This window comes from Bradyrhizobium forestalis, assembly GCF_002795245.1.
In the GTDB taxonomy this organism is placed as follows: Bacteria; Pseudomonadota; Alphaproteobacteria; order Rhizobiales; family Xanthobacteraceae; genus Bradyrhizobium; species Bradyrhizobium forestalis.
Genome location: NZ_PGVG01000066.1, coordinates 1 through 26,558, shown reverse-complemented (window position 1 = coordinate 26,558; position 26,558 = coordinate 1). Strand labels below are relative to the sequence as shown.

Annotated in this window: 17 protein-coding genes and 4 pseudogenes; 8 read left to right on the top strand and 13 right to left on the bottom strand. The window is 57.6% G+C overall.

The window, feature by feature from the left end; translation table 11 throughout:
* Positions 1 to 124 (top strand): annotated as a pseudogene (locus CVM73_RS36935) (IS481 family transposase); the annotation flags it as partial.
* A 1,041-nt stretch (positions 125 to 1,165) separates the two neighbouring features.
* Here the strand turns inward: CVM73_RS36935 and CVM73_RS36925 are convergent.
* The 3 genes from CVM73_RS36925 to CVM73_RS36915 form a co-directional block, all read right to left on the bottom strand.
* Complete coding sequence (locus CVM73_RS36925) at positions 1,166 to 1,669, bottom strand: flavin reductase family protein (protein WP_100236645.1); 504 nt, start codon at positions 1,667 to 1,669, stop codon at positions 1,166 to 1,168.
* A 103-nt stretch (positions 1,670 to 1,772) separates the two neighbouring features.
* Positions 1,773 to 3,089 carry an LLM class flavin-dependent oxidoreductase gene (locus CVM73_RS36920; RefSeq protein WP_100236644.1) on the bottom strand — a complete coding sequence of 439 codons (1,317 nt, stop codon included), beginning with the start codon at positions 3,087 to 3,089 and terminating at the stop codon, positions 1,773 to 1,775.
* A 27-nt stretch (positions 3,090 to 3,116) separates the two neighbouring features.
* Positions 3,117 to 4,364: a DUF2817 domain-containing protein gene (locus CVM73_RS36915; RefSeq protein ID WP_158237658.1), complete on the bottom strand. Its 1,248-nt coding sequence runs from the start codon at positions 4,362 to 4,364 to the stop codon at positions 3,117 to 3,119.
* A gap of 1,173 nt (positions 4,365 to 5,537) precedes the next feature.
* Between CVM73_RS36915 and CVM73_RS36910 the strand changes: the two genes are divergently transcribed.
* The 4 genes from CVM73_RS36910 (at position 5,538) to CVM73_RS36890 (ending at position 9,688) form a co-directional block, all read left to right on the top strand.
* Positions 5,538 to 5,834, top strand: a complete 297-nt coding sequence (locus tag CVM73_RS36910; protein ID WP_100236642.1) for an NADPH-dependent FMN reductase — start codon at positions 5,538 to 5,540, stop codon at positions 5,832 to 5,834.
* Between the two features lie 234 nt (positions 5,835 to 6,068).
* Positions 6,069 to 6,569 carry a flavin reductase family protein gene (locus CVM73_RS41900; protein WP_100236640.1) on the top strand — a complete coding sequence of 167 codons (501 nt, stop codon included), beginning with the start codon at positions 6,069 to 6,071 and terminating at the stop codon, positions 6,567 to 6,569.
* 109 nt (positions 6,570 to 6,678) lie between these two features.
* Positions 6,679 to 8,055 carry an LLM class flavin-dependent oxidoreductase gene (locus CVM73_RS36895; RefSeq protein WP_245452544.1) on the top strand — a complete coding sequence of 459 codons (1,377 nt, stop codon included), beginning with the start codon at positions 6,679 to 6,681 and terminating at the stop codon, positions 8,053 to 8,055.
* A 289-nt stretch (positions 8,056 to 8,344) separates the two neighbouring features.
* Complete coding sequence (locus tag CVM73_RS36890) at positions 8,345 to 9,688, top strand: IS5 family transposase (protein WP_100236638.1); 1,344 nt, start codon at positions 8,345 to 8,347, stop codon at positions 9,686 to 9,688.
* Positions 9,689 to 9,937: 249 nt separating this feature from the next.
* On the opposite strand, the gene CVM73_RS36885 is transcribed toward CVM73_RS36890, so the two are convergent.
* The 3 genes and pseudogenes from CVM73_RS36885 to tnpC all read right to left on the bottom strand — a co-directional run bounded on the left by CVM73_RS36885 (position 9,938) and on the right by tnpC (position 13,905).
* Positions 9,938 to 11,077 (bottom strand): ABC transporter substrate-binding protein, encoded by a 1,140-nt coding sequence (locus CVM73_RS36885; protein ID WP_100236637.1) that lies wholly within the window; start codon positions 11,075 to 11,077, stop codon positions 9,938 to 9,940.
* Between the two features lie 780 nt (positions 11,078 to 11,857).
* Positions 11,858 to 12,208 (bottom strand): annotated as a pseudogene (locus tag CVM73_RS41895) (IS21 family transposase); the annotation flags it as partial.
* Positions 12,209 to 12,325: 117 nt separating this feature from the next.
* Positions 12,326 to 13,905: pseudogene (tnpC, locus tag CVM73_RS36880) on the bottom strand (IS66 family transposase).
* A gap of 4 nt (positions 13,906 to 13,909) precedes the next feature.
* On the opposite strand from tnpC, the gene CVM73_RS40575 reads away from it, so the two are divergent.
* Complete coding sequence (locus CVM73_RS40575; protein WP_167407273.1) at positions 13,910 to 14,125, top strand: hypothetical protein; 216 nt, start codon at positions 13,910 to 13,912, stop codon at positions 14,123 to 14,125.
* Here CVM73_RS40575 and CVM73_RS36870 read toward each other — a convergent pair.
* The 6 genes and pseudogenes from CVM73_RS36870 to CVM73_RS36850 all read right to left on the bottom strand — a co-directional run bounded on the left by CVM73_RS36870 (position 14,079) and on the right by CVM73_RS36850 (position 22,405).
* A pseudogene (locus CVM73_RS36870) lies at positions 14,079 to 15,649 on the bottom strand (acetolactate synthase large subunit). The gene CVM73_RS40575 and the pseudogene CVM73_RS36870 sit on opposite strands and share 47 nt — an antisense overlap.
* A gap of 212 nt (positions 15,650 to 15,861) precedes the next feature.
* Entirely contained in the window at positions 15,862 to 16,944 is a 1,083-nt protein-coding gene (locus CVM73_RS36865) for an ABC transporter ATP-binding protein (RefSeq protein WP_100236649.1), read from the bottom strand.
* A 69-nt stretch (positions 16,945 to 17,013) separates the two neighbouring features.
* Positions 17,014 to 18,768, bottom strand: a complete 1,755-nt coding sequence (locus tag CVM73_RS36860) for an ABC transporter permease subunit (RefSeq protein ID WP_158237657.1) — start codon at positions 18,766 to 18,768, stop codon at positions 17,014 to 17,016.
* Positions 18,765 to 19,214, bottom strand: coding sequence for a type 2 periplasmic-binding domain-containing protein (locus CVM73_RS39525; RefSeq protein ID WP_146006725.1), 450 nt, complete (start codon positions 19,212 to 19,214; stop codon positions 18,765 to 18,767). The genes CVM73_RS36860 and CVM73_RS39525 overlap by 4 nt, the downstream gene beginning before the upstream one ends.
* A 304-nt stretch (positions 19,215 to 19,518) precedes the next feature.
* Positions 19,519 to 20,916, bottom strand: a complete 1,398-nt coding sequence (locus tag CVM73_RS36855; protein WP_100236634.1) for an aminotransferase — start codon at positions 20,914 to 20,916, stop codon at positions 19,519 to 19,521.
* A 10-nt stretch (positions 20,917 to 20,926) separates the two neighbouring features.
* A complete protein-coding gene (locus CVM73_RS36850; protein WP_100236648.1) occupies positions 20,927 to 22,405 on the bottom strand; it encodes an NAD-dependent succinate-semialdehyde dehydrogenase in 1,479 nt (492 codons plus the stop codon).
* Positions 22,406 to 22,591: 186 nt separating this feature from the next.
* Here CVM73_RS36850 and CVM73_RS36845 point away from each other — a divergent pair, with 186 nt between their 5' ends.
* Together CVM73_RS36845 and CVM73_RS36840 are read left to right on the top strand one after the other, a co-directional pair.
* Positions 22,592 to 23,068: an Lrp/AsnC family transcriptional regulator gene (locus CVM73_RS36845; RefSeq protein WP_100236633.1), complete on the top strand. Its 477-nt coding sequence runs from the start codon at positions 22,592 to 22,594 to the stop codon at positions 23,066 to 23,068.
* Between the two features lie 885 nt (positions 23,069 to 23,953).
* On the top strand, positions 23,954 to 25,660 hold the full coding sequence (locus CVM73_RS36840; protein ID WP_100236647.1) for an MFS transporter: 1,707 nt from the start codon (positions 23,954 to 23,956) through the stop codon (positions 25,658 to 25,660).
* Between the two features lie 398 nt (positions 25,661 to 26,058).
* Here CVM73_RS36840 and CVM73_RS41890 read toward each other — a convergent pair whose 3' ends face one another.
* Positions 26,059 to 26,235 (bottom strand): IS3 family transposase, encoded by a 177-nt coding sequence (locus CVM73_RS41890; RefSeq protein ID WP_100236646.1) that lies wholly within the window; start codon positions 26,233 to 26,235, stop codon positions 26,059 to 26,061.
* Positions 26,236 to 26,558 lie beyond the last annotated feature (323 nt).

Genomic DNA, 26,558 nt, shown 5'->3' with positions numbered 1-26,558 from the left:
TGCTCGGCGGCTGAAGACCCTGAAGGGCCTCACACCCTACGAATACATTTGCAAATGCTGGACTTCCCAGCCCGAACGATTCAAACTCAACCCGCTCCAGCAAATGCCGGGACTAAACTCCTAGCTCTCCACGCCGGGAGACACGATTCTTCAACGGCCACCGGCCAAATGAATATCGCATCCGTTGTTGCGCGACACGGAGACTGGAAACTCCTGCGGCATCCCGGGAACTAACGCCGCCATTAGCCTTGCTGCTTGTCACACGCTGTCCACGATCTTCGCGCCTTTATCGCCGGGTGAGCTTTCCTGCAGATTTCGATGCGAGTTGCCGATCGGAGCGGCGGCTGGCGGCCAGCAGTTTCGAGGGGCAAAAAAATCGTGTCAGGTCAAGGACACTTTAACCATGAATCCTCGAATATTTCGCGAGCTCGTCCATTACGTTCTTCGTTCGCTGGATGCGCAAGATCAACGATCATGTCAATCTCACTATTCGAAACAACGAGAGGCGCCGCAAAGCCCAAAACCTCACCGGGAGGCAGCGCTCGAGCAATAAGCTCGAGATCACGAGCAGCTTTCGGCCGGCCAGCCCCATCTTGAGCTGCAGATCGAAGCACCGTTCTGCTTGTCGGTCCCCGACAAGCTCGACAGCTCCGAGCAAGCCAATCCCTCGCACTTCACCGACTATCTCGAACTGTGCGAAACGCTCCCTCAGCCGACTTAGTAGACCGCGGCAGTGACTTTGCCCCGATGACGTATCGCCCGATCGCCACGGCCAAAATGAGCGACGTGGATCCACAAGCCTGACTCGCTAACGGTCTTGCGCGTACTCGCCGGTGAGAGGCCGCAAATAGACAACGACGAAAGCTGATTGATCATCAACCTTCGCGCTGAATACAAGCCAAGGGAACGGTCATGCCTTTCATGCGCCGAGGCGCACAACTTGCCTGAACTCAGGGATTCCTGCCAAGCTCGATCGTAGATAGCGGCGCACGGGGCGAGGCCATCCCTCCGAAGTCCGCCTAGAGTTCGGCCATTCTGTTCAGGGCCTCAATACCCGTCCGCCCGCCTTGCTTGATGATAGCAGCCCACGATTACGCAACAGAGCACGAGGCGTGGTGTTCAATACACGCCACACGCTGCCATTTTTTAGAATGCAGCAGTACGATCAGCTCTGGAGGTTGCAGTACCGGCCTCTGAAGTAGATCAAAGGATTCCCTTGGTTATTCCAATCAACCGGACTCATGTTCTCGACCTGACCGATAACCAAGAAGTGGTCGCCGAACTCGTGCTCCGAGTGAAGTGAACAATCTAACCACATAAGGGTATTGGCAATGATCGCCTGCCCGCCCGGAAATACAGCCCAATCAACCTGTTTCGACTTTTCTGACCCGGATTTTGCAAAAGCATCTGAGATTGCCTGCTGCTCTTCGGAAAGAACATTAACAGTAAAGCGACGAGTCGAGCGGATCCCGGGCCAACTCTTAGATGTTTTCATGACGCAGAAAGAGACCAATGGCGGGGCCAGCGAGACGCTATAGAACGACTGACATGTGAACCCAGTCGGCACGGTATCGACCACCCCTGTGATGATGGTAATTCCAGAGGCAAAGCGGCCCAGAGCATATCGAAGCGAACGCGAATCAATTGGTGAAAGGTAGGACTGCTCCATGGATTGCACCTTGCTCAGTTAATCTCGTGAGTACGCCAGCTGACAACCGCAGCTTGCGTATTTCTGCTCAAGTTTCAGACGACTTTTCGAAACAGGCCGCTGATTATGGCCCGCCGCCCGCCACACCGAGATGCTCGCGCAATGTGCGTCCAGCATATTCCGCTCGAAACAGGCCGCGATCCTGCAGGATCGGCACCACCTGATCCAGAAACTCGGAAAGCCCGCCCGGCAGATGCGAGGGTGAAACGTTAAACCCATCGCATGCGCCGCTATCAAACCATTCTGCAAGGTCTGCGGCGATTTCTTCCGGTGTACCTGCGAGAATTCGCTGCTGCCCCACTGCCATCTCCTGACACAGCCGCCTCACAGTCCATTTAGATGCGACGGCCTTCTCCGCTAGTGGTCTTGCTGAGCTTGTGACGCACGATTCGACGAAAGATTCAGCAAGAACGTCGTCGAGATCGTACTTTGATATCTCCTTGAACTGGATGATCAATCGTCCCATCTCTTTGAGAGGGTCGGCTATCGAACGCAGTAATTCCAACTTCTCGTCGAGTTGCTTCTTTGTGGCCGCGACAATTGGCTGAACCCCTGGAATGATCTTGACCGCGTCCTGGCTACGTCCGTGCCGAACCGCTACCTCTCGAATAGCCTGTCTCTGTTTGATTGCTGCGGGCTTTTCTAACGGGACGGTGTATACTGCATCGGCGAACTTTCCTCCTAGGTCAACGCCTGCGCTTGATTCTCCGGCCTGGAAGATGGCCGGCCTACCCTGAGGTGAACGCGTTGCGGTAAGTGGTCCTTCGACTTGAAAGAATTTCCCTTGGTGGTGCAACGCGCGCATTTTGGCCGGATCGAAGAATACGCCAGACTTCTTGTCATAAATGAATGCGTCGCGTTCCCAGCTGTGCCAGAGGCCCTGGACTACTGTGATAAACTCCTCCGCACGCTCATATCGCTCGTTGTGCGACAGGGGCTCCACCAAACCGAAATTTGCGCCCTCACTCTGTCGATATGACGGGACGACATTCCACGCCGCCCGGCCTCCGCTTATGTGATCCAGCGAGGCATATTGACGTGCGACATGATACGGCTGCTGGTAACTGGTGGAGCAGGTTGCAACCAATCCAATTCTGTTAGTCAGTACAGCGATCGCGGCCATCGCAGTTAGTGGCTCGAGCGTAATGTTGTCGTGGCCACGGCCGAGCGCCCCTTTCGGGCGATCTTCGATCGAAGTCGCAGCGAGATTGTCGGCCAAAAAGACGAAATCGAGTTTTGCGGCTTCCGCTTTCTTAGCCAAGTCGGCGTAGAATGAAATCGACTCCTGTACAGTTGGATCGACGTCAGGATGCCGCCAAGCGGAGGCGTTGTAGCCAAGGCCGCGGATTGAAGCGCCGATACTCATTGTTCGCTTTGACATCGAGAGTCTCCTTTGGGCTATGGTCCACTATTCCGCTTTACCGGTCGCCGCTTGCGGAGGTAACCCGCTATCGGTGCAGGAAGCTTGCTGCAACGCGAAACCGCCGCCTGCTATTTGCTCTAGTCCCGATAGCGCCTGCCGCAGCACCTGCCGGCCCCGAAAGAGCACGGCCTCCTTCCAGGAAGGATCGTCGGGACAGAAATGGGCACGCATGCGGGAACGAACCTCGCGCCCGAACGCTGCGGTCCGATCGCCGCCGCCGTGCACATGCAACCACTGATCCGCCAGCAGCACCCGCTGGGCGGATTCAGTGTCGAAGGTTCCGTATTCCAAGCAAAGGTACAGATGCCGGCCGTCACCGAGGAGCCGCTCCCAAAACAGTTGCAGCGATCCATGGATGGGGATTGACGCAGATGTCCCCAGATCTGCAGACGTGACACTCGGCCCGAACATGCGATCGGCGACGGCTTGCGACGAGCTCGCGGCGACGTGTTCACTCTGGAGCTCACCATATCCGTAAGGCCCGAGCCCAGTGTGCACATCGATGATGGCGACAAATTTGCGGCTGGCCAGCCCATACACATTAGCTATGGCCTCTAGCGTGCAAGCGGACCAAGACCGATTAAATCCGCCAAAGAACATTCCGTCTGGATCGCTGTACTGACCAGCTTTGCGAGCGATCTGAAAAGCTCGCTCGCCATGCTCAAGCTTGAACTGACGGATCGCTTCACGCGCAACCTCGAATGAGGGGCCCTGCAGAGCAGGTGGCACGAAATGCGCTCGCAGCTCGTCGTATCCGGGATTCGGCGGCGCTCCGGCAGCGAAATCGACAAAGTTGCGGTTCAGATCGCAACCTTCTTGCGTGACCCTACGATCCCAAGCAAAGCCATGGGGATTGAGACCATGAATGAAGAGCAGAGCGACACCATCCGGAAGCCTCCCCTCCTCAAGAAGCGCGAGCCAGTCGATTTGAATGCCAGATCCACAGAAGCCTTCCGGGCCGTGCGTACCGGAAATAATGACCAGCACGCATTGCGCTTTCGGATCACCGACCCACGCAGAATCGATAGCCAGCTCTTCGTTTTGTGGACCTAGAAAATTCGCGAGCACAAACGGGCGTGCCTGCGGAAGGGCCCTCAGGAACTTCTCTCTCGCCTGACGATAGTCGGCTGAGAATGACGTCGCGACCGAAAGCAACAATTCGCTGCCGTTCAATCGACTGGCCAGGTTCACCTTTCCGGCATCGCTGGCATTTCGCTCACGGATCAAACTCAACTTCCTTCCTTTCGACCCGGTTTCCTGTAGAGGTCTTTCATTGGAAGCACTCGAAGCGCAATCCCGCATAAGCTCCGAAGTCTTCGTTCCCACTCAAGCGATAAGCCCCTCGGCATTCGTAGATGCCGCGTCTGTTCAATTGAATTCTTCTCCATTCAGGATACTCATGTCGAAGACAGATTTACGGCGCATTTAACCTGGACGCTGGATGTTTTTCTGCGCCAACTGGCCATTTCACGATGAATTCAACCGAAGACTCGAACGTGCAATCCGACGGAAGACCGCCGCATCCCGGAGATTGTAATAAAAAGGCCGGCTGGTCTTAGAATCAGAGTTGCAATTGCTTCTGAGTGGGTTTTGGCTGCGTTCGCCTGATAAGCCTGCGCCGGGATGACCACGTGAGGATGCGGGCGTGCGGAATGCGCTGCTAGCTGAGCTTCACGATGAGATGCCGGATTTCTTGAATTGACGTGCGGACTAAGAACGATGCTTGGGTCGAGGCCGCGGTCGCGTTCTTTTTGGGCGGATGGCCGAGTGTTGGCCTTGCCGACGAATGACGGTCATCATGGTGGGGGCAAGCATGGTCTCGGTCGTCTCGGCGAAGATGGGAGGAGGCTTATTCAGGTGTTCGTATTAGGGAGTCTCGAGCGCGGAGACATCATCCACATGTCCAAGAGGGCGATCAAACCCTCAGCTGAAGTTGTTTACGGCTGGCAATTTCGTCATGTCTATCACTGGGCGCGCGTTGGAAGGGCATGAGCAGCTCACGCGATGATTTTTCCATGAGGACCCGGACATCAAGGGGGCCAAGAAGATGTTCGTATCGGACCGTATCAGAGCTCACTCCTGTGGAGATGCCGAGTGAAAATTGCCTCACGCTGAAGATGCCCGGCCTCTCCATCTTCTTCTTCGCCACCCTTAGTTACACTCTCAGTCTCTCGCGAACCCAGCCAAATTGCGGTCTGTGTGTGTGTGTGTGTGTTCGACCAAACCTTGACACGAACTACAAATGATGCCTCTCGAACATGCGACATAAGCTGTCGTCATCCCGTCAGGCCAAAAGATCCTGACGGTCGGCAGACACAGGTCCGTGAGCTCGAGCTGCTTTCTCGGCCGCGCCGTCTGCCAGTAAACGAGACAGCTTGGGGTCGTTAATGGTCAAATTATCTTTGGTTGGCGGCACTCCAAAGCCGGCGTCGCGGGACGCGCAGGATTGGGGAACAGCTGGTCGAACGGCTCTTTCCTTCGGCTTCGTATGAGCTTGTCGTTGTCGATTTAGCAGATCACGCGGGCAACCTTTTCACATCGCCTTGTGAGGAAATTGCGAAGCTAAATGCTGCAGTAGCCTCAAGTCAATTGGCCGTGTTTGCATCACCAACTTACAAGGCGACATTTACGGGCCTGCTAAAGGCATTTCTCGACCGATACCCGGCGAGCGGACTGCGGGGAGTGGTGGCTATTCGCTTATGACAGGCGCTGATCTGGGTCACTCTATGGGGCCCGTATCCAATCTTACTCCACTTCTGATCGAACTCGAAGCCGTAGTGCCGGTGCATGGACTCTATTTTGTTACCGCGCATATGGATCAATTGGACATGTTTCTAAGCAAAGTCGCCGGTGAGGTGACGCAGTCGTTGCGAGCCGTGGCTTCTGTGGCGTCACTACTCCATTGCAACATCGACAACTCTGGAGAGGACGCCTGAGATGAACCCTTCGATTGATCCTTTGCATTTCAGGCGCATGCTCGGTTATTATGCCTCTGGCATAACTGTAGTATGTGGGCTAGATTCCGGCGAGCCTTTAGGATTTACATGTCAATCGTTTCACAGTGTTTCGCTTAATCCGCCTCTGGTCTCTCTTTCTATAATGTCGACCTCGAAAACCTGGCCCCGAATACGTGCTACGGGATGCTTCAGCGTGAACATCCTTTTGGAGGAGCAGAGGGACATTTCCGATAAGTTTGCAAAGTCAGGTGGTGATCGATGGGCGGGAGTGAGATGGGAAGCAACCGGAGCTGGCAATCCCAAAATTCTGGGTTTAATCGTCTGCCTTGATTGCGTTCATCACGCTGAGTACGAGGCCGGAGATCACATAATTGCTATTGGCAATGTGCTGGATACTTGCGGGCCTGATCAGTTTTTTAATCGACGGACGCCTCTGCTTTTTTACCAGGGTCCATATCACCGTATTGTGGAGGATACCTGAACCCCATGAAGGGGAATGGTTGATGGGCTAAGCCCGACCCAATCGCGAAGCTGCGAGCTTGTCGCGTCTTTTCGCACAAAACATGCACCGACTTCGAGTAAGGAGATTCATGACTGAGCGCAATTCGAATACGAAAGCATCGAATATGGCGGTGAAGCGACAAATCGTGCTGGGAGCAGTGATCAATCAGCCGCACGGGTCTCATACTGCTTCATGGCTCATGCCCGAGGCGCAGGGCAACGCTTCAAACGACATTGGTTACTATCAGCGCATAGCGCAACTATGCGAGCGGGGGAAATTCGACCTGTTTTTCATAACCGACACTCCTGCCGTCCGAACAGACCATCTGCTTGCTTCGAGCCGTTCGCCGGACTTTATGAACGTGTTTGATCCGATTACTTTGTTAGCGGCGATTTCAGGGGCGACGACAAGAATCGGCCTTGCTGCTACAGCTTCAACGAGCTTCTCGGAACCCTACACCATTGCGCGTCAATTCGCCACGCTCGACCACATCTCGGGTGGTCGGGCCGGATGGAATGTAGTGACCAGCGCTACCGATTACGCCGCACGTAACTATGGCTTGGACCGCCTGCCAACGCATGGAGATCGCTATGAACGTGCCCGCGAATTTGTAGAAATAGTCAAGGCGCTTTGGGACACGTGGGAGGATGGCGCCTTTGTCTACGACAAAGAAAACGCCCTTTCGTTCCTTCCCGAAAAATTCCATATCTTGGGCCACGACGGCAAGCATTTTAAGGTTTTCGGCGGCCTCAATATCGCTCGTCCTCCCCAGGGCCACCCTGTCATATTCCAGGCGGGCGCCTCGGAACCCGGTAAAGAACTAGGTGCGGAGACCGCGGATGTCGTATTCGGGGCCGGCTCCAGCATTCAATCTGCGCAGGCCTTTTATCGCGATCTGAAAAGCCGCATGGGTAAGTATGGTCGCAACGCCAACGAACTCAAGATTCTCTCTGGCGTAACCGTCGTGATCGGAGACAGTAAATCTGACGCCGAACGGATTTTTGCCAGGTGGGAGGAAAAGGTACACCCGGATGTCGGTGTGATGAAGCTGGGACAGGATCTAGGGACCGATCTGTCAGATCTTCCGCTCGATCAACCGATACCGCGAGACCGGGTCCCAACAACGTCCAATTTCCAAAAGACCTTTTTTGATCATATCGCAGGACTCATCGAACAGGGCCTAAGCTTGCGGGACATTGCGGTGCAATACAGGAGAGGCAAACCCACGTGTTGCGGCTCTGCGGCCGATGTCGCTGACTACATGGAGCAATGGGTCGGAGAAGAGGCCTGCGATGGATTCTTGATTTCTTTCCCGGTACTTCCTAGTACCCTTTCTACGTTTGTCGATCAGGTTGTGCCGGAGCTTCAACGTAGAGGGATGTTCAAAACAGAATATGCGGGGGAAACCCTTCGCGAGAATCTTGGTCTGCAGCAACCACCCAACAGGTACGTTGCGCAACGGTAATATCAGCGCATCTGAGTTGTTGCGAACGGCAAATGTTCGCAGGCGCGTCCGTATTCGGCCAGACCACCTAGCTTCAGGCGAAAGTCGGGTAGGCTCCGGGATATCGAGGGTGACTAATTCGTCGTCCGTGAAGAATACGGATCGGTCTGAGAAATAAGCAGAATTGGTCTTGATATAATATTCGATTTTGCAGGAAAGCGAGGTGTCGGACCTCGCTTTCTTGCGTTTTGGGATTTTGCTTTTGGCGATTCGTGATTCCCTGACGTGGTCGTCGACATTGGGGAATGCGATGAGCAAACCGCGGGATGATCGCCAGAAAGACCTGTTGCTTCCGGCCCTTGATCAAATCATCGACATGGGCCACCCGCTGGTACGGTTGGCGGCGCTGATCGACTGGACGTTTCTGGATGAGCGCTTTAGTTCGGTATGCCAAACAGGGTCGGGGCAGCCCGGCTTGCCGACGCGGCTTGTCGCCGGCCTGTTCATTTTGAAGCACATGCACAACCTGTCGGATGAGGTGCTGTGCGCCCGCTGGATCGAGAATCCCTACTACCAATACTTCTGCGGCGAATTGAGCTTTTGCCACCGTCTGCCGTTCGATCGATCGTCGATGACCCGTTGGCGCCAGGGGCTCGGCGAGGAACAGCTCGTCGCGCTGGTCCAGGAAAGTCTGTCGGCGGCACACAAGACTGGCGCGATCGGCCCCAAGGACCTGGAGCGGGTGGTGGTCGATACCACGGTGCAGCCCAAGGCCGTTGCCCATCCGACCGATGCGCGTCTGATGCATCGGGCAATCGTCAAGCTCGTCGGGCTCGCCAAGCGCAACCGTGTGCCGCTGCGCCAGAGCTATCTGCACCTGGCCAAGCGCGCCGCCATCATGGTTGGCCGCTATAGCCACGCCCACCAGTTCAAACGCGCCCGGCGCCAGCTCAAGTTCCTGCGGACGCGGCTTGGCCGGATCATCCGCGACATCCGCCGCAAGATTGATGGCGATACGGTGCTGGAGGCTCGCTTCGGCCCGCTGCTCGGTTTAGCGCAACAGGTGCGCAGCCAGGATCAGCATCAGCGCGGTCCCAAGGTCTATGCGTTACATGCGCCGGAGGTCGAGTGCATCGGCAAGGGGAAAGCCCGCGCGCCCTACGAATTTGGCTGCAAAGTCAGTATCGCCACCCCCGTGACGTCTCCGAAGGGCGGCCAGTTCGTGCTGCATGCCAAGGCCCTACATGGCAATCCCTTTGATGGGCATACGCTCGGCCCTGTGATCGCCGACCTGGAGAAGCTCACCGGCGTGGAGGCTCGTCGCATCCACGTCGACAAGGGGTATCGTGGTCACAACTACCCGCATCGGTTCAGGGTCTGGATCTCGGGCCAGGTCCGTCGCGTCACGGCTTCAATCCGACGCGAGATGAAGCGTCGTGCGGCTGTCGAGCCCGTCATCGGCCACGTCAAGGCCGAGCACCGCATGGAGCGCAACTATCTCAAAGGCCGCGTCGGCGACCGCATCAACGCCGTCCTCGCCAGCGCCGGCTACAACTTCGGCCTGCTCCTGCGATGGCTCGCAGAGCTTTTGCGTGACATCATCCGAGCCTTCATCGAGATCGTCCCGGCGTCCTCGGCTCAAGCGATGTTTTGAGCCGCAACAGTTCTTCACAAACGACTAATTCGTTAAGCACGAAGAGCGCAGTGATCGAAACACTGTTCCTCAACAACGCCAGAGACGGAGTGTCCGATGCGCAGGAAATCCGCCATCGTCCAGTTGCACCCCAAACGTAAAGCAACAGAAGCCGCGAGCGGCATCACAAGGAAAGATGCTTGCAAGCTCGCCGAGCTGATCGTGTAGGCTTGGCTCAAGATGAATTAGAAGACGTCGTACCGGTGGATATCATCGTGCCCGCCATGCCAGCCAGCGCTCCTGTATGTGATCCGTGTTGGTCTTGCCATCCGCACGTTTCTCCAAAAACCAGGCAACATCGCACCGGACTGCCTTTGCCGCGTTGTCGGGGTTTATGCTAACCAGCGGCACGAGGTCGGCTGGCAAGTACTTTAGCTGATTTGTGTTCGGGCCGGGATAGCCGGTCCCTTGCGTAAAACCGGCTGCTATTTCGGCTCGATTCACAAATGCGATAAACTTCTGCGCATTTGTGCTGTTCGGCCCCCCATTAAGAACAGTCCAGTAATTATCCGCTAGAGTAGCGCCATCCCATACCATGCGAATCGAAATTCCCCGCTTGACAGCCGCCAGGGCACGGCCATCGTACGAACTCGTCAGCGCGTATTCACCGCTTATGAGAAGCTGTATGGGCTCGCCTCCTGCCGTCCACCACTTCGCGATGTGTGGCTTGATCTCGTCGAGTTTCTTCAGCGCCCGATCGACCTTGTCGTCAGTCAGTCGCCACAAGCCCTTGTGCGTGAAGCCATCGGCGATCAGCGCAATCACTAAATCAGCCATAAAACCATTCGCAGGGAGTCCCCTGGGTCCCGGGAATTCCTCGATATTCCAGAAGTCTGCCCAGTTCTTCGGGCCGCCCTTCGGGAAAGCACGTTCATCATAAACCAGCAGATTCGCGTTTTGGTACGCCACGACAGCATTGGTAAGGCGAGCAGATTCCGGCACACCCCTGAGGTCTTCATCGTCCCAAAGGCTGTATTCGATGGGCATGAACGCTCCGGCCTGCTGCAGCTCCAGGTAGGCTGGCCAAAAGGCGTTGACGAAGGCCACGTCCCAGTCGACCCGGCCAGCTTCGTGCATAGCCTTGATCTGAGGCTCGGAATTGTCAGCTGTCACATCGACAACCCTGATGCCCGTCGCCTTCGTGAAGGGGTCAGAGACGTATTTACGCAAGTTTTCCGTAAACGAGCCGCCATAACTGTAAACGACCACTTCGCCACTGCCGGCGAGCTTTTCCTGCCCGAACGCTTCAGTCGCTTTTGCAACAAACGGTGCACTCAACAGCGCGGCCAACGATTGGTGGACTGAGCGTCGGCTTATGGCACCGCAATTGCTGTAAACTTTCTCGGTCATGAATATCCCCTATTGAGAAGGCGGCCCCATCTTCTGGGGTGCGCTAGGCGGGCGCAAAACCTTGAGTTAAGACGAAATCGTATTTGCCAAAAGGAGCCGAAATTCACCGATTCTTGGTGCGATCTCGACGAAATTCCGTATCGTCGCCCGACACAAGTTTTTGACAACGCGCTAAATCAGCGGACGCTCATGCAGGGGCAGATTGCCAGTGCTGGCCGATACCACAGGGTGATACTGCCAGTCTGCGTCATCGGCTGGACGATTTCCTCGACTCCTGTCTGGCCTAACTGGATCACTCACAACGGCAAAAATCTTTCGCCAGCGCACTAGCCGGACGCGATCGCATCAGATGGCCATGTGGTCCGTCATGCCGACATTGAGCCCACCCCGAACAGAAGCAGGTACGGCAAACCTTCTCGATATCTTGGGGCTTGGGAAACGGTCGGAACACCGGGCCGCCAAACCTTCCATGCCGTGAATAAAGCCAACCCAGCATCCTTGATCGCATACCAAGTTATGACGACGGACCTTCGCACTTATTTGGATTGGCCATGAAGAACGATACCCTTTGGTTTCCCGGCGTAGGCAAAACAAGAAAAACGGCCGAGGCGCGACCTCGCTCGGCTGCACCATGGCGGGCAGGTTGCGGGTCCACCAGGCAAGCGTGGAATTCATCCGGGCTCGCCTGGCGCCGCCGGCTCGCATCGACCCATACGCGCCAGCGGCTGTGTGCTTAGTTCTCAACCATGTCTTTTTTCACGGTCGGAGGTGACTTTGCAGAAAGTCGGCATCGAACAGGTAGTGCGCGCACATCATCGCAAAGCGTGCGATGACCACGCCCTTTTTTGACGCCGTTCACTGCAGTCTTCATATTGTAGTAGATGCGCGACGCGCCGCGCCCCCAAGCGCCGCGACGGATTCTTGTGAGCGCATCGTGGCCCAGCCAGAACGGGTACGATGCGCAAAACTTCAAGTGCGCCACCTGCGCCGGCGCTACACCGCGTCGATCGCGAGGCCCTCTCTAGCCGAACTGAAACGCCTCCCCCAGCTCGAAGGCCAACGGCAGGAACGCCTTGCCACACCCGCCGCCATCGACGGCGCGCCAGAACGGATGAAGTCGGTCAGGCGCGTTTGCGGCTGTCAGGCGGCGCGACGCATTGCTCGTCCCCTCGTGCGCCGCTCGTGCCGACGAACGCGCGCGCCGACTATCAATGCCTCTTGATTGTGTGTAGGCGCTCAGCCGGGGCCCTATTGAGGCTGGCTTGACGTTTTGCGAAATCGCCACGGCATGAGGTCTTCGATCCTGCCAAGGGGATGGCCGTCGATGATCGCCTCGAGTGTTTCAGCGATGTAGGCAACCGGGTTGACGCTGTTGAGCTTGCAGGTAGCGAGTATCGACGCCAGCAAGGCCCAGTTTTCAGCGCCGACTTCATGGCCCGCGAAGAGCGCATTTTTTCTGGTTAGGCAGACCGGCCGGATGGCGTTCTCGACCGGGTTGGTGTCGAGCTCGAGACGCCCATTTTCGAGGAAGCGGGTCAGCCCCTGCCAGTGATTGAGCCCATAGCGGATGTCCTCGGCGAGCGTTGCGCCGCTGGAGATCACAGAAAGCTGTTTCTCAAACCAGGGTTTTAAAGCCGCGATGAGGGGCAACGAATGCTCCTTGCGCGCGGCCAGCCGGATGTCCGGCGATGAGCCGCGTACCATGGCTTCGATGGCGTAAAGCTGTGCGATGTGCCGAACGGCGGCCTCGGCGATCGGCGATTTGCTGTTCGGGTCAATTTGACGAAGCGCCGACGCAAATGGCTCCAGCAATGCACGAGCGTGCATGGCCCTTGCGGTCGAGCGACTTCGGTCAGCAGGTCATAACCGTCATAGGCATCGCATTGCAGGAAGCGTCCGCAAAAGCCATCCGGGACTGCTCCGTAAAGGCACCGCTGCGACCGGGGGCATATCGGAACAGCACGATCGGCGGACTTGGGCCGCTGTGGCCGCGGTCATCGGAGACGATCGCCCAGAAGTAGCCCTTCTTCGTTTGGCCGCGCCCCGGATCGAGCACCGGCGCCGTGGTTTCGTCCATGAACAGACGATCCGACATGGCCAGGCGGCGGCGCATGTGATCCGCGGTGGGCTGGAGAGGGAAGCAGGCGCGGCCGGACCAGTTGCCCAGCGTCGCCCGATCCAGCTGGATACCCTTGCGCGCATAGATCTCGGCCTGACTTTAAATGGCCTATGGCCGCCAAATTTTGAGACGATCACGTGCGCGATGGCCGCTTCGGTCGGCAGCCCGCAGGGCACGACGTGCTCCGGTGCGTGCGCCTGCACGACCGGGCCCTAGCAGCAGCGACAGATGTATTTCGGGCGGCGCGTGACCAACACCCGCCATTGCGCCGGAATCACGTCGAGACGTTTGCTGACGTCCACGCCGATCTTCGCCATGGCGCCGCAACCGCACGGACAAAGCGTGCTCGCAGGCTCGATGATCCGTTCCACCCGCGGCAAATGGGCAGGCAAGCAGCCGCGATTGCGGGGAGGACCTTGATCCGGCACGTTCCGCGATCGGCCATTGATCACAGCCTCGGCTCTCTTCTGCGCCGCGTCCAGGATGCCTTGCGCGATCTCCACGTCTTCCAGCGGTAAGTGATACTGATCTGGCCGCAGCTTCTCGGGCTTCGCGCCGAACTTCTCGCGTCGCAATTCGCCGAGGATGATCTCCAGCCGACGCCGCGCTTCCTCCGACGCCGCCAGCGCCCCAGGTGCTCGCTCAAGGCCGCCTGCGTTTGCGCCAAAAGCGCCTTGAGGCGTTCGTTTTCGTCACGCAGCGCCGCGATGCTCATGCGCTATTTCGAGCACATCGCCGCCGCGCGTGCCACGCTCAAAATAGCTGCCGAATCATTCTGCCGCAATTATCTAGCGACCTGCGGGCGCCGCGCTTCTTCTGGGCGGACCAACCTCCAATCCAGCCCCTCGAACAAGGCCGCGAACATCGCCGGCGACATCCGCATCACGCCGTCCGCGATCGTTGGCCAAACGACTTCGAGGCGCTTGTGAACCAACACCAGGCATACGGCCCTTGAGTCGCAAGTCCGCCGGCCATCTCGATATTGAATTCATCCATCGTGGTCACCCGGGCAGCCCCATACTTCGTGCTAAGCCAACAAAGTCAATGTCAGGCCGGCTGAGATCTAACATATCAAGAGCCTTGCGCCCGACATCTTGCGCCGACATTGGCCAATTCATCCCGGAGGCAAGCGCACGACTTGTTGTTGAACAGCCACTGTCGTAATGTTCAGGCCTTCACGAACCTGTGTCCACAGTGACTGAATGGCGTACATTGCGCTGCCATCCGCCTGCAGGTTAAGAACAGGTCGGTTCGGGCAGGCAATCGCGGCGCCCATTGCCATGGGCATGCTTAGTCCAATCGAACCGCCCATATTCTGCAGCCAAGTGTGTGGCTGCGAATTCCAAGTTGCAGCGAAAAAGCCGGCGCAGTCGAGATGGATTCATAGACCACGATAGCATTTTCCGGAATCAACGCGCCAAGCGATTGTGAGAGGCTGGCGCCAGCAATTGCCCCAGTGGCTAACGACGGCGGCACCAGCTTCGCGGCCTGGCTCGGAACTGATTGAGCATCCAATTCATGTGCAAGTCGCTCGGGCGCATCCAATGCGTCGTCTTCAGCACGTGCAAGCGCCAAAAAGTGCGTGTCTTCAAAAGCCATCAAGCTTGGCTTGTCGGGATAGGCAAAGAAGGCGACCGGGATGCGGCTCCCTACGAGAACAACATGCTTAAGTCACGCAAGTGTCGCACGCGCTTGCGTGACGGGGTACGGAAGGCGATCGACCGGAACGCAACCAGCGCCACGCTCGATCCGGCCAACAAATGTCTGCGCCATAATTTTCGAACCAGTTTTGGCACATATGCGCCCCGCCAGATCTAGACCGCGATGTCTCAACGAGAGCCCTCCCAGCAGCATCATTGACGGTTTTGCGGAACGCAGTGCCTTGGCGGCCCACCTGACGCAATCCTGCGAAACCCGCGCTCTTTTTGGTGCTTCGGCCACAGTAGCCGGGCCGCCGCCTTCGTTCCAGGCGGTATCGGCGGGAAGAATAAGGGTTGCGACCTGACCGGGCGGGGTGCGCGCGCGGCGATAGCCGCCGCGCCATCAGCCGCAACACGCGTAGCGCCCGGCGAGGTAAAGACCGAGCCAGTAAACGGCTTCGCTGCACCCTCGATATCGACGTGAGAGGTGCATTATAGTTGCGGTGGTAAGTTGCGTGATCTCCCACAATATTGATGATTGGGCTGGACGCCTTGGTAGCGTTGTGCATTGGCGAGACCATTCGCCAAGCCCGGGCCAAGGTGGAGCAGAGTGGCGGCCGGCTTTTCGGCCATACGAGCGTAACCGTCCGCGGCGCCAGTGACTATTCCCTCGAAGAGCACAAGTACGCAGCGCATACCATCGACGCGGTCGATCGCGGCGACAAAGTGCATCTCGGACGTGCCTGGATTTGCAAAGCGGGCGTCCACTCCGCCTGCAACGAGTGTCCGAACCAGACTTTTAGCGCCGTTCATGAATAGGTTCCTCGCGCTACTTGGATCGCATCGCTCGAGCTCACCGAGGAGCAGATCCAGGCGATCCTGAAAGCGCCACTCGTCCTCGGGCAGGGTCATGAAAAAAAGATGGCCGGCGAACGCTCAACGCTTAGTTTGATCTCACCTGCGAGGCGGACGCTACTGGATCTCAAACCGGCACCATAGTTGGGCGCGCGACCGGCTCGGGCAAGTTATTCTGTCAGGATTGTTGCGTCGTTCGCAGCCCACGAGGCGACGCAGGGATCGCCGACCTCCGGCATTCTTTTCGCCGATACGTTCAGCACCTTCGATAACAGCTGCAATCCCGCTTCGCTGCGGAATTCGAAAATGGTCGCATCGCCAACGAACGTCATGCCGCTGATGCGTCCCTGAATTCCATCGGATGAACCGGCGCTAACTTCGAGATGCAGATGCTCGGGGCGTACGCACAGAGTCGCGTCCCTGTCGACATCCTGCCAGCTCGGAGCTGGTAGGATTTCGCCCGCGGGACCATGCACGGTGCCGGATTTGAGCATGATGGGTATCAGATTGACCTCACCGACGAAACCGGCCACGAACAAATCGGCAGGCCAGCGATAGACGTCCTTCGGCGCCGAGACTTGGCGGATCCGTCCCTCGTGCATCACCGCGACCCGATCGGACATGGCGAGCGCCTCATCCTGGTCGTGCGTGACGTAGATCATCGTCTTGCCGACTTCCTTGTGCAGGGTCTTGATCTCGTTCCTCAGATGCTCGCGCAATTTCTTGTCCAGCGCGCCCAGGGGCTCATCGAGGAGAAGAACGGGCGGATCAAAAACCAGGGCTCGAGCGATTGCTACTCGCTGTTGCTGACCGCCGGACATTTGATGGGGGTAGCGCGAGGCCAAGGCACCGAGATGCACCTGATCGAGGATACGGCGCACGCGCGTTTCGATCTCCGCCTTTGCCATACGCCGCATTCGAAGCGGATACGCAACATTCTCGGCGACAGTCATGTGCGGGAACAATGCATAGTTCTGGAAAATCACACCGAGCTCGCGACGGTGAGGCGGAAGGCGCGTGATGTCCTTGTCATCCAATAGAACCTGACCGCTGTCCGGCATCTCGAAACCAGCGATCATCATTAGCGTGGTTGTCTTTCCCGATCCGCTCGGTCCCAGCAATGAGATGAACTCGCCGGGCGATACGGAAAGACTGACGTCGTCAACGGCCACCGCGCTACCATAACGTTTCTGCAGGTTATGCAGCGTGATGCCTCCGGTTCTCACTTCAGTGCCGCTCACGGTCGCTTTCATCAACATTTCAGCTCCCTAGGATAAATTCGTCATTGGGTTTCGTTTGACCTGCACGCCTAGTCGGGGCCGTCAGGTTGTTTTTTTTCGTCTCAGCAGGGTACCGACGACAATCACAGTCGTCGCAAACAGCATCTGCAGCGTGGCTACAGCAGCAATGGTCGGACTGATGTCCTGCCGGATCCCTTCCCACATGCGCATCGGCAAGGTCGTGATCTTTCCGATGCCGAGGAACAGCACGTAGACAACGTCGTCGAAGGAGGCCAGGAAGGCAAAGAAAGCGGCGACGATGAGCGCCGGCATGACCAGCGGTGCAACGATGGTGCGGAAGGTCGCCCAAGACCCGGCGCCAAGGCTGCGGGCGGCACGTTCGTAGCTCGGGTTAAGGTCGCGGAGATTGGCAACCACAATCACCACCACGTAGGGGATGGCGTGGACCGCATGGCCGAGTGCCAGGCCAAACTCGGTGCCCTGCAGACCGAACCGCGCCAGGAGGAAATAGGTCGCGACGGCCACGATGACGGTCGGCATAATAATTGGTGAGAGCAATAGAGCGACCAAGGCTCCGCGACCAGGCATGGCGCCCCGCGACAGACCGAAGGCAAGCATGGCGCCGAGCGCAATCGCCATGCAAACCGCCATTAGCGCAATGCGGATGCTGGTGAAGGTTGCGCGCACCCACAGCGCATCGAAAAGAAAAGCTTCGTAGTTGCGCAGCGAATAACCTGGCAAGGGAAACACAAAGTAGGATGATGCGCTGAATGACAGATACACAACGATCCCTACCGGCAACAGGAGAAGCACAGCCAGAAAGCTTGCCAGGATCGGGACAGTTCGACCTCCCATTGAAGGGAACCAGCGGTCGAGCGCGTTTGCCGTCGAGCCGATACGCAACAACAACTGAGCACCCATTTGACGGCGGCCGCGATTCGAACCGGCCTTGCCATCGGAGAATCCCAGGAGCTGCTCAATGGGAAAGAAGCGCGAACCAACCCACAATGTGGTCAGGACGGCGACCAGGAGGACTACGGAAAGCGCGGCGCCGAAACTCCAGTTGAGTTGCTCCAGGATCTGAGAGCTGATCGCCATTGTGATCATGACATCCGACAGCCCACCCATCAACGCAGGCGTGATGTAGAAGCCGAGACAATAGATGAAGACGAGCAGAACCCCCGCAATCAGGCCCGGCAGGCTGAGCGGTAGAAAGATCGTGAGGAAGGCGGCGAGCGGGCTCGCTCCGTTGGCCCTCGCAGCGCGCATAAGCTTCGGGTCAATACTGGACATGACCGTGTACATCGGCAAGATCATCATGGGCATGACAATGTGAGTCATGCCGAGGATTACACCAAATCGGTTGTAGAGCATTGTGACTGGTTGGGACGCCCAGCCGATCTCGAGCAGAAACTGGTTAACGACACCATTGCGCCCGAGAAGGACAATCCAGGCAAAGGTCCGTACCAGAGTGCTGGTGAAATACGGCAGCACAACTCCGATAAGCAAAACGGTGCGCAACGCCGTGCCGGCGTTCGTGAGCGCGTAGGCGATGGGATAGCTAAGCACGAAGGCGAGCGCAGTCACCGTAAGGCTGATCTCCAGCGTGTTGCGCATCACGGTCAGATAGACGGGGGTGTCGCCGATGCGCGAGAAATTCGCCAGAGTCCAGTTCGGCATGCCGAACGCAAGCAACAGGAGGCCCGTGAGCGGCACGACAAAGAGCACTACGAGGAAGATGCTTCCAGGCAGGAGTAGCCAAGCCCATCGTGTGGGCTGGGCCGACGACGAAACTAGAGAAGATGTCCGACGACCGTCGGTTGCGATGGAACTCATTGTGCCCGCCATGCCAGCCAGCGCTCCTGGAGATAATCTACATTGGTATTGCCGTCGGGGCGCTTGGCAGCAAGCCAGGCATCATCCTGAAGCACCACTTGGGATGCATTCTTCTCGCTGATGCTGAGCAGCGGAACGAGATCCCAGTCGACGCGCCCGGCGCGGGTCATCGCTCTCGCTTGGCGTTCAGCGATATTAGCGGTCACATCAACTACAGAAATGCCTGTCGCCTTCGTGAAGGGCTCATAAACGTGTTTTCTCACCCCTTCCGTGTACGATCCGCCATAGCTGAAGACTACAACTTCCCCGCTACCCGCAAGCTTTTCCTGCGCCCAAGCTGCGGTAGCCTTTGCAATGAGCGGTACGCTCAGTACGGCAGCCGTTGACTCGAGAAATGAGCGCCGGCTCAAGCCGCAATGCAAACGGCCAACACGCCTCTTTTTCATCGTGGCACTCCTCCCCTAACTGAGGCAGCACTACATCGTCCGTCGAGACGATTTAAACCGTCTATCCACGCCTCGGCGCGAAAATACAGCAAGAACTTAGAGATTCCCGAGGAAAGGCTGCAATGCCAGCCCCAGGACCGTCGATTTCCCAATAGCAGCCTGCAACCCAAGCACCGCATCTCCACGATAGCACTCGAACCAGGATCTTAGGGCCGCCGTGGCAGCGACCATCCGGCTGCACCAAACCTGGCGAAGATCAGCGACTGATCAGCCACTCAGATCAGGTCCGACACAAGAACCGATCTCAAATTGCCGATTCTTTCACAAGTTCGTCCATCACATGCTTCGTCGCGCGATAGGCGATTTCAACAATCTCATCTATCTCACTCTCGGAAACGACGAGAGGCGGAGCAAAACCTAGAATGTCTCCATGGGGCATTGCTCGCGCAATAAGTCCCCTGTCCCGCGCGGCCTTGGAGATGCGGGCGCCCACCTTGAGGTTCGCATCAAAGCGTCGTTTGGTCTGGCGATCGGCAACAAACTCCACCGCACCAAGCAGGCCCACACCTCTTACCTCGCCGACGATCTCGAGCTGGGCGAACCGCTCCTTCAGCCGCTTCAAGAAATGCAAGCCGACCGTTCTCGCGCGATCGCTTAGTCGCTCCTTTTCTACAATGTCGAGCACTGCGTTAGCAGCAGCGGCCGCAATCGGGTGACCGGAATAGGTGTATCCATGCGAGAATGCTCCGACCCGATCGGCCGCCTCTTCCATGACCGCGTAGACCCGCTCACCAACGATAGCGGCCGAGAGCGGCACGTAGCCGGATGTCAACCCTTTCGCCACCGTCACCAAGTCAGGTTCCATGCCATATAGCGTGCAGCCAAAGTCGGCTCCGGTTCGGCCGAATCCGCAAATCACTTCATCAGCGATCAAAAGTACGTCGTAGCGCCTAAGCACAGTTTGAATCTCGTGCCAGTAGCCGTCAGGCGGCGGTGTGATACCGCCTGTACCGAGCACCGGCTCAGCAATAAAGGCGCCGACAGTTTCCGGTCCCTCTCGCACAATCAGCTGTTCAAGCTCTGCCGCGCGCCGACGAGAAAAGGACTCTTCCGCCTCACCTGGCTCGGCACCCCAATAGTGATGAGGCGCGCCTGTGTGCAAAATACCCGGAAAGGGCAGATTCATGTGATCGTGGTAGAAGGACATTCCCGTCATCGAGCCGGAAATTACCGAACAACCATGATAACCGCGATCGCGCGAGATAATCTTCTTCTTCTTCGGCTGACCGCGTAGATTGTTGTAGTACCAAACAAGCTTAGCCTGCGTTTCGTTGGCGTCCGATCCGGATAGCCCGTAGAATACTTTGCTCGGCTTGCCAGGAGCCGTTCGCACGAGGCGGTCTGACAGGTTCGCCAGCTCTTCGGTCGTGTGCGCGGCATACGTATGGTAATACGCCAAGTTATACGCCTGACGGGCAATCGCCTCAGCAACTTCGGTTCGGCCGTATCCAATGTTTACGCAGTAAAGACCCGCAAAGCCGTCGATGTAACTATGTCCCTGCGCGTCATGAATACGGATACCCTTTCCTCCGGTGACGATTGTCGGATCACCAATTTTGCCCGTGGCAAAATCCTTGAGTTGGGTGAAGGGATGCAGGACAGTCGCGCGATCTTTTTCAGCGATCGTCTTAATATCGTTCATACCATTTCTCCTAAGCCACCAAGTCACCAAAGCAGACGTATTTCAATTCCATGTATTCCTGGATGCCATGTCGCGAACCTTCGCGACCGAGCCCGGACTGCTTCCATCCTCCAAACGGAATTGGTGGCCCGGTGAATGAGGCCGTATTGACGCCGACCATTCCGTACTCGATGTTCTCAGAAAGTCGCAGCGCTCGACGCAGGCTGTCGGTGTAGACGTAGGCGGCGAGGCCCATTTCACTGGTATTGGCTCGGGCTAGGACCTCCTCTTCGGAATCGAATGGAAGTACTGCGGCGACCGGGCCGAACGTCTCCTCGCTCGAAATGAGCATGCCATCAGTGACATCGCTCAGCAGCGTTGGGAGGATGAAGTTTGGTCCGAAGCTCTGGTCTTGCTTCGCAGAAACGACCCGCGCCCCCTTTGCCGCCGCATCGTCAATTTGAGCCCTGCACTTTGCGGCCACGGACGACTTTGTCATCGGCCCAATATCAGTCGCCGCCTCCAGGCCATGGCCGACTTTAAGCCGAGTGATGGCCGCAGCAAATTTCTCGATGAAGGCATCATAAATGCCCGCCTGCACGTAAATGCGATTAGCCGCCAAGCAGTCCTGCCCGGACGTGGCAAATTTTGCAGCCATCGCGCCCTTGACAGCCTTATCGAGATCAACATCATCAAAGACAATGAACGGGGCATGCCCTCCGAGTTCGAGAGACACCTTCTTTACAGTCTGCGCGGCTCCCTCCAGCAGCAGCTGACCAACTTCCGTAGAGCCCGTGAACGAAAGAGCTCGCACCCTTGGTTCCCGCAGCAGAGGCGCCGAAAGTTCGATCGGATCGCCGACGAGCACTTGAAACACACCGCGCGGAATTCCAGCCTCTTCGGCCAATCTCGCCAGGGCAAGGGCCGAAAGCGGCGTCTCGGGCGCAGGCTTCACGACGACTGGGCAACCGGCCGCCAGAGCAGCGCCGGCCTTTCGCGCAATCATTGCGACAGGAAAATTCCAAGGAGTGATCGCGGCCGCGACACCGATCGGCTGCATTCTTACCTGAAGTACACTTCCAGGCTTGTGGCTGGGGATCGTCTCGCCATATGCACGCTCTCCCTCAGCCGCAAACCACTGAAGAAAGCTGGCACCATAGCCAATTTCGTGCCGCGCTTCCGCAAGCGGCTTGCCCTGCTCGCAAGTTACCAGGACAGCGAGCTCCTCCGAATAGGCGAGCATCAACGAGGCCCATGACCTGAGAATTTCCCCCCGCCTCTCCGGCAGCAGCTCTCGCCATTTAGCCAAAGACCGTTCAGCTGCGTCGATCGCAAGATTCATATCTGCGGCACCGCAACGAGCAACTTCAGCGATCATGTCACCCGTCGCCGGATCGACGACAACGTCTCTGTGGTCGCCCTCAATCCAGCGCCCATCGATTAGCGCGTCCCCCGCGACAAACTCTCGACGGCGCAGATTCTCCAGATGCCTTTTAGCTAGCCCGACCATAGGTGGACTTTGGGGTCGGGTAGCTTGGAACACCATTTGGAAGTCCTTGACGGTCATTTGTTGAAATTCTGCTGCCAATCAGGATACTAATGTCACAAACAGATTTGCGTCGCTTTTTACCGTCGTCTGGACGGTTTCCTGCAGGACCTCGCCACTCTGCAGCGGAATTCACCTGGAGCCTGACTTATGCAATACGACCGAACTGACGCCCGCATCCTGGAGATCGTGCAAAAGAACAATCGCCTGACATCCGAGATCATCGGCGAACTTGCGGGACTTTCTGCTACTGCGTGCCAACGGCGTTTGAAGAGGCTCCGCTCTGACGGGATCATCGAGGCCGACGTCTCGATCGTTTCGGCGAAAGCAGTGGGACGACCCATTCAGATGCTTGTCCTGGTAAGCCTGGAGCGCGAGCGTGCAGACATCATTGATAGATTCAAGAAGGCCATCAAATCGTCAGCTGAGGTCGTCAACGGATTTTACGTGACCGGCGACGCTGATTTCGTTTTGTACATTACGGCTCGGACCATGGAAGACTATGAGCAGTTTACGCGACGCTTCTTCTATGAGAACCCAGACATCAAAGGGTTCAAGACAATGGTCGTCATGGATCGCGTCAAGGCGGGCTTTGCTATCCCAGTAGAAATTCCCGACGAAGATTGACGCTATGTCTTGCGCCATCGTTCCTCGCTTGGCGCTGTTTTTCGTCGCTCATCCACTTAAAACGCGCAAAAGCGGCAAAGAGACTCCTCTATTCTCTAGCAGCTTCGATTTGCGTTGAGAGTTGCTTTCCGATCGAAGATCTACGAAGTTAATTGCGGCCAAGGTCGCTCCAGGCGCTCCTTCCAGCTGCCTTCGCGAACTAGTCAGCAGAGGAGAGATGATTTCGTCGAAAGTTTTCTGTCGAGAGTTAGGACTATTTGCGGCCGCGTATACCTTGAGCTTCAGGAAGCCTGATGAGTACGCAAAAGTAGCGACAAGAAGATTGAAACGTCCTCCGGTCAGAGCTGCATCTTGCAACAAGTTACTCAATTTACTGCGTGACCGATCCACCCGCGAGGCGCAGAACCTCGACGTCTCACGAGATTCATCGGAACTCGGCTGACGATATAGCAATTGTCCCCAAGCTGCCGCAGACTTCGACATCATGTTCACCAGTTGCTATAGCCGCAAACATCTCAAATTCGAGACTACGACCGGGCATTATATACCGTTCTTAGCGTCGGCGAACTCGCCCGTCGGCTGGGGTATCGCCGTGCCCCATCTGCGGAATAGGGTCGCCACGGTGATCAAATCAACAGCTCAATCCGCAGAGTGCTTAGCTCTCCCTGCCGGTGGGCGAGAGGCAGAATCTTCCGTGCTACGTCGCAAGCACCAGGTCGCGGAGGTAAGTCCGAATCCTGTCGAGCCCCCCGAGACTTTCTTGCGCAAACTGCAGATACCGGAAGATGCGGCAAAACCGCTCACGCAGCTACGTTGCGCCCGCTTTTCCCGACCATTGCTGATCTGCTCTAGACTCACGCTATGGCCGGCGAGCCAGGAGTCGATATGATAGATACGGCCAATCTCCGGACACCTAGCGCAGACAGTATTGCTGCGCCGCTGCGCTATGCCACGTTCCGGCGTATCTGGCTGGCCAGTCTATTGTCGAATCTCGGCATTCTGATCCAGGGCGTCGGCGCGGCTTGGGCCATGACAGAGATGACCTCGTCAGCCGATAAGGTCGCGCTGGTGCAGACAGCCTTGACGCTGCCAGTAATGTTGATCGCTATGCCGGCGGGCGCCATTGCCGACATGTATGATCGCCGAATTGTGATGCTGATTGCACTTTGGGTCGCGCTCTGCGGCGCGGCCGCGTTGACCGCGCTCGATTGGTCGGGCCTTACCACGCCAGATTTGTTGCTGGTGCTTTGCTTTGTGGTCGGCTCCGGCATGGCATTGATGGGGCCAGCCTGGCAATCCTCAGTCGGCGAGCAGGTCCCGGCCGAGACGCTGCCGGCTGCGGTTGCCCTCAATGGCATCAGTTACAACATCGCGCGCAGCTTCGGGCCCGCAATCGGCGGAATTGTCGTTGCGGCAGCGGGCGCGGTAGCAGCCTTTGCAATCAACGTATTTCTTTATCTGCCAGTAATGGTGGCGCTGTTCCTTTGGAAACGTGTCGCGGACCCGTCGCGGCTTCCTCGCGAACACCTAAGCCGCGCCATTGTTTCGGGTGTGCGCTACATCATCAATTCGCCACCGATCAAGATCGTGGTAACGCGCTCCATGGTGACCGGCATCGTCGGCAGCGCGATCCCAGCATTGATGCCGTTGGTCGCCCGCGACTTGCTACACGGTGGCGCGCAAACCTACGGCATCATGCTGGGCGCGTTCGGCTTGGGCGCAGTCATAGGGGCTCTCAACCTCGGCAGAATGCGTAACCACATGAGCGGCGAGGCTGCGGTTCGCGCCTGCACACTGTCGATGAGCGGCTCGATCGCGGCCGTCGCGCTCAGTCACGATCCAATATTGACAGCCGCCGCACTGGTGTTCGCGGGAGCCGTATGGACGATAGTTTACACTCTGTTCAACGTTGGTGTGCAGCTCTCTGCACCGCGCTGGGTAGCGGGCCGCTCACTTGCGGCATGGCAGGCAGCGTTCTCTGGAGGTATTGCAATTGGCAGTTGGGGTTGGGGCCGCCTCACCGATATAGTCGGCGTCGATGTTGCGCTGCTCGCCTCTGCTGGGCTGATGCTGCTATTGCCGCTACTTGGGCGCTGGTTACGCATGCCGCCCATTACCGAGCGGGGCGAGGACGCCGAGATGCTCGCTGACCCCAAGGTACGGCTTCCGCTCACCTACCGCAGTGGCCCGTTGGTGGTTGAGCTCGAATATCGCGTGGCTTCGGAAAACGCACGAGCCTTCCACAATCTCATGCAGGACATACAGCTGTATCGGCAACGCAACGGCGCCTACGGTTGGTCCATTGCACGTGACATCGGCGATCCCGAGCTGTGGACCGAGCGCTATCACTGCCCGACGTGGCTCGACTACTTGCGTCAACGCAACCGCTGGACCCAGTCGGAGCGTGCGCTAGATGAGCAGGCCACGGCTTTCCATATCGGGCCGGAGCCGGTGCGTATCCGCCGCATGCTTGAGCGTCCGTTTGGATCGGTACGCTGGAAAGAAGATGTGCCAGACCGCCCCGCGAGCGATCTCTCGCTGCTGGCTACGAGCGCCGCAAAGGGCACCAGCAGTCGTCCGGAAGGAGGATGACGACTTAGTGCTGGGCGAGGCCAAAACCCATGGTGGGGTTTCGGAAAGCCTATGTACCTAGGGGCCGAGTCGACTTGATCTTGCGCCTCCTTGGTCAAGCGGCGCTGAAACGAGTAACTCCTCCAATAAACTGGGCCACTCTGATGAGTGGCCCATGCCTCACAAGGCGCGGTTTCTGTCCGGACCGCCGATCGTGAGACCGATTCAAATCCCGGCGATCAGGCGCGGCATCCTTCGGCTTAGGCCGAAACGACCATCGCCATCGCAGCTGCAATGAGCGCAAACCGCCATACCGCCGCGCTGTTGCACCGATTTGGCGCGCCGCCTGTAAGCTCTCCAGAACGATCTTGAGCTTCTCGTCCTCGGACCGGCGCCGCCGCCGGCCCGTGTCCACTACCTCAAGCCGTTCGAATTGGCAGTGCGCCTATCACTGTCCATAAGGACAGTTCCTCGATCGAGCCGCGACTGACACCTCGGCCCTGCCGGCGCAGAACCGCATGGACGCGAGGACTGCCGTAGCGGCCGCTGCTGTCTTGATGGACTTGCCGGACGCAGCCAAGAGCGCGGCATTGGATTTGGTCCGCTCACTCAACGGGCGATCGCGCCAGGCGTAATAGCCAGCCGGCGAGAAATCGAGCACGGCATACATCAACCGCACCGGATAGGCATCGCGATGGTCTTCGAGGAAGCGGAAGCTCATGTCCGGGTTTCGGCAAAGATCGCGATCGACTTTTTAAAATGTCGCGCTCCATGCGCAGCCGTTCGTTCTCCGTATCCCTCCATTGAGTGCCGCCTTGTTTGACGAACGCGATCGCTGCAGGTCCTAGGGGTAATCCTAGGAGAAGCGCTATGACGATTTCGAGGGCGGAGGTGATCACATCGGTAGAGCGGCGGCGCC